General features: G+C 55.7%; 4 protein-coding genes. 2 read left to right on the top strand and 2 right to left on the bottom strand.

Annotated features, from left to right (window positions below):
- Positions 1-521: hypothetical protein (locus ABX962_RS31940; RefSeq protein ID WP_372725687.1), on the top strand; the 521-nt coding region annotated here is incomplete at its 5' end.
- A 26-nt stretch (positions 522-547) separates the two neighbouring features.
- Here the strand turns inward: ABX962_RS31940 and ABX962_RS31945 are convergent.
- The gene (locus ABX962_RS31945) at positions 548-1036 is read right to left on the bottom strand and encodes a hypothetical protein (RefSeq protein WP_372725689.1); all 489 of its coding nucleotides are present in this window, start codon (positions 1034-1036) and stop codon (positions 548-550) included.
- 409 nt (positions 1037-1445) lie between these two features.
- Between ABX962_RS31945 and ABX962_RS31950 the strand changes: the two genes are divergently transcribed.
- Positions 1446-2342, top strand: coding sequence for an HDOD domain-containing protein (locus tag ABX962_RS31950; RefSeq protein ID WP_339940116.1), 897 nt, complete (start codon positions 1446-1448; stop codon positions 2340-2342).
- A gap of 134 nt (positions 2343-2476) precedes the next feature.
- On the opposite strand, the gene ABX962_RS31955 is transcribed toward ABX962_RS31950, so the two are convergent.
- Complete coding sequence (locus tag ABX962_RS31955; RefSeq protein WP_372725691.1) at positions 2477-3958, bottom strand: DUF6666 family protein; 1482 nt, start codon at positions 3956-3958, stop codon at positions 2477-2479.
- Positions 3959-3990 lie beyond the last annotated feature (32 nt).

A 3990-nucleotide genomic window follows, 5' to 3' on the forward strand; every position in this document is an offset into this window, starting at 1 on the left:
CCAGCGACATCGTCGCTTATCCAGCTTGTGATCGTCGACTGGCAATCCTGCTATGCATGATCACGACGTTGATTGGTTTTGCCATCGGTGGTTGCAGCGATGACTCGGCTGCCAAAGAGATCTTGCTGAAACGTGGCTGTTTGAGCGAGTTGGCATCGCAATATCGCCGCTTTCAAACCGAGAATGGAAAGTCGCCCAAGGATGTTTCCGAGTTTGCTGCGTTTATCGAAGCAAGTATTTCTGCAGACCAGGATCCGACGACGACGCAGTCTAGCGGTGAGGTTGATATCCTCGGCGAATCGCTGCGGCGGCTTACCGACGGTGACATGATGATGTTGTACAACGCGGTGCTCTTTACCGACCCTGCGGTCGATCCCACGGCCATCCTCGGTTTTGAAGCGGCTGTCGCCGGCTCGGGCGGCTATGTCGTGAACGTCAACGGCGATTCGGCTCACGTGAACGCGAAGGCATTTGCCCAGCAGGCGAAGGTTGCCACGGTCGAGCAGAACACGGCCGAATGAAACACGGTCGAATGAAACACGGCGGGTTAGACGCGTGCTTTGGGCTTTGCCATATTGAAAATCACCGCAATCATGGTGATTTGAAGCACCGCGATCATTAACGGTGGAATCCCGCTGACGCGGCCAAGCATCGAATTGAACCATTTCGGTTCGCGTGACTCTTGCATCGCGATCAATTCGCTAATTGAATGCGTTTGCCCCAGCCCGCTGGTTTGCGGCCACGACGACGTATGTTCCCAGCCGCGATTGGTTCGCCGCCAACCGGTCGGCGGGATCGGGTTCCGCGGTCGGCCCCCTGTTGATGTGACCGCAGGCGTCGCAGTGGCGGTTGCCGCAGTGGTTGACGTGGCAGAGGTTGTGGCCGCGGGGGCGGAGGCAAGCGAAGGGATGGGATCGCCGTGAGCCCATTGCAATGCGATCACGAACGCCACAATCAGCGCAACGCACTTGGCATTGATCCATAGGCAATGCTTCAGGAGACGAATGTCGTTTTTGTTGAATCCAAGGTTGCTCATATTAAGGGAAGCAACGTTGCACAAAGCGAACCAATTCGCGATTCAAATGGGGTTGTGTGTGTTCTAAGTGATTGTTGCTAAAGGGTTTGCGTGATTGTCGTGTGTTCCAGACGCCGATCCGTCGACGTTTGTTTTTGGCAACACCGGCTGCCCAAACGCAACGTGGGTTGCATCGTGGATTCATCGCGATGGTGAACCGGGAAACCGATGCCATGCGGACGCCGCAGTGATGGTTTGTAACGGAACTGCCGGTTGTTGGCCTCACGCTTTGGTTGCTTGATCGAGCCCCGATAAAAACGTTGCCCTTGGCTGATTCTTGGCCTAGGTTTCAGAGGCAAATCATTCGTGATTCGCCACCTGCAGAAATCACCCGACGAAAATTCCTAGGTCCAAAGCCCACAAAAAAATCATGTCGACCGTCATCAATACCACCGCTCTCGAAGATGTCTTTCACTCGGACGTATTGCCTGCGCTGCCGCACAGCGCGATCGCGTTGCTGCAGCTTTCGCAGCGAGAGGACGTGGGGCCGCCCGAATTTGCCAAGCCGATCGAGGCAGATCCGGGGCTGATGGGGCAAGTGCTGAAGTTCGTCAACTCGTCGTACTTTGGTTTCAGCCGCGAGATCATGAGTGTGCAACAAGCGTTGACATTGGTGGGCAGTCGAGCGATCACGAACTTTGCGCTTTGGAACGCCGTGTTCAGCGTGATTCCCAATCCAAAATTTGGTCCGTTCGACTTGAAGTCGCTTTGGCAAGACTCGCTGCGACGGGCGATCCTGGCGCGGAAGCTCGGGCGTTCGCTGAAAGTCGAAAACGCCGAAGACTTGTTCGCCGGAGCACTACTGCAAGATATGGCGATTCCGTTGTTGCTGAAGGAATTGCCTGAACAGTACCAAGCGCTCGTCGAACGACGTGCAGCTGAGAGCCGACGTTTGAGCGGACTGGAACAAGAAATGTTCGGCTGGGACCATGCCGATGCCGCGGCACTCTTGGCGAATCGATGGAGTTTGCCAAAGGACTTTGTGACCTTGATTGCCCAGCACACTCAGCTTGAATCGCTACTTGCCCAAGGCGAATCGGCTCGCGGGGGAGCATGCGTTGCCTTGGCATCGCTGTTGCCATCCTGTAGCGACGATGACTGGAGCGAGAAGGCGGAATTTGTAGCCGGTTACGAGCGATTGACTCAAGGCGACCAAGCAAGCCTGGCGGATCTGTTTATCGATGTCGATGAGAACACCGCTTCGTTCGCTCCGCTACTAAAATTGCCAACGCCCAAACGCACCTTGTCGGGCTATTTGGCCGACTAATGCACGATAAGCTTCCAGGCTTGTCATCGACAGTCGCCGGACGTCTCGGGACGTCCGCGTTCTATCACATCCGAATTCCCTAGGCCGGAACTTCGCTAGGGCTGCGTTCCGGTCTACGGCTAAGACGGAATTCGCTATTTGCGATCGACCATGAACGTGCCGTTGTCGGCGACGTCAAACATCGGACGGCTGTAACGGCCTGCGCCGCGTGGGCCACCGGGACGATAAACCAATCCGATGGCGATGTTCCATGACTCTTCCTGGTAGCCGCCGCTGTTGGTTCCTTCGTTTGGAATCAAGTAGGTTGCTCCGGTCGAAAGAGCCAACTTTTGGCGAAGTGGCAGCGTCATCGTCGTGCCGAGAATGCCGTCATCATGATTGGTCCATCCGGCGAATGCATCCCACGATCCGGCGTTGTGAAGCATCCGGCGATAGAAGAAGCGGTATTGATCCGTCGACTCGAAGTCGAGGCTCGAGATCACTGTGGCTCCCGCTGCGTTGCGGACCAAGGTCGAGGAACTGTCGTCGCCAAGACTGGTCATGAACTGGAATCCATAGACGTGACAGCCGTTTTCCTTCCAGCTCAATTCACCACGCAGTTGGGTCAAGTCGGCTTGGTAGTACCAATCGTCGCTCATGTAGTCGACGACCAATCCGTATTGCAAACCATAATCAACGCGGCGGAAAAATCCGCCCGTGACAAACACTTGATGACGTCGGTCGCTGGTGAATTCGGCACCCGAGAGGTTGTTCTGAGTCGCTCGCACACCGAGTTGCAATGACATGTCCCAACCAAACAACGGTTTCAGCGAACGTCCTTCGTTGAAGCCTTCGTAAAAACCAAAGCTGCCCGATCCAACACGGCTACGACCGTTGCCGCCATCGGTGTTGGCAAAGCTGAGCGGGCCTTTGAATCCTTGGACACCGGCGAAAAAATCAAATCGATGCCAATTGATTCGCAACAGCGGCAGAAATAATGGATACGTTTGCACGCCACAGCATGAATCGCACCCGCCACCACCACAGCTGTCGCAATAGTTGCCACTGATCGATTCCAGCCCACAGCTGGCGTCGTGGTAACCGATCGATTCCATCCCGCAAACCGGTTCGCCATGGCAACTAGGGCAAGCCTCGACGCCACAGCCGGGATCGCCATATTCGGCGCCACAACCGACTTCATACCCGTAGCCTGGCTCGAACCCGCAACCGGGCTCAAACCCACAGCCGGGTTCGACACCGCAGCTGACTTCGCCACCACAGTCGCAAACCGGACCACAGTTGGTACAGCCGCCATCGTAGAATCCAACTTGGCGAATTTGGTCGTCCACCAAGGGTTCGGTAGGCATTTCGTCAATTACGTTGCCGCGAGCCGCTTGTGATACCAGCGACCGTCGCTTCGGCATCGGCTTTGCCGATCGCTTGGGTTCCCACATCACTCGCGTCTGCTCCATCGATGGGTTCGCCGCGGATGAGCGAAGCTGATTCTCGGCTCCCTCGGCATGCGAAAGAAGATGGAGATCATTTGCAAGCAAAGAAGCAAGTGCTACTGCGACGATTGCGGTAGACAACGTTTTCGTGGTTGCTAGCAGAGACCGTGAGATCGGTGACGTTTTCATAACAGCTACTTTTGAGAAAAGTCGTGCGAAGA

Origin of the sequence: Novipirellula sp., assembly GCF_041583735.1 — a bacterium.
Lineage (GTDB): Bacteria > Planctomycetota > Planctomycetia > Pirellulales > Pirellulaceae > Novipirellula.

What these genes read in the sequence shown, in the direction of transcription:
- ABX962_RS31945 (WP_372725689.1), bottom strand. Translation starts at nt 1,036, where the DNA reads ATGAGCAACCTTGGATTCAACAAAAACGACATTCGTCTCCTGAAGCAT.
- ABX962_RS31950 (WP_339940116.1), top strand. Translation starts at nt 1,446, where the DNA reads ATGTCGACCGTCATCAATACCACCGCTCTCGAAGATGTCTTTCACTCG.
- ABX962_RS31955 (WP_372725691.1), bottom strand. Translation starts at nt 3,958, where the DNA reads ATGAAAACGTCACCGATCTCACGGTCTCTGCTAGCAACCACGAAAACG.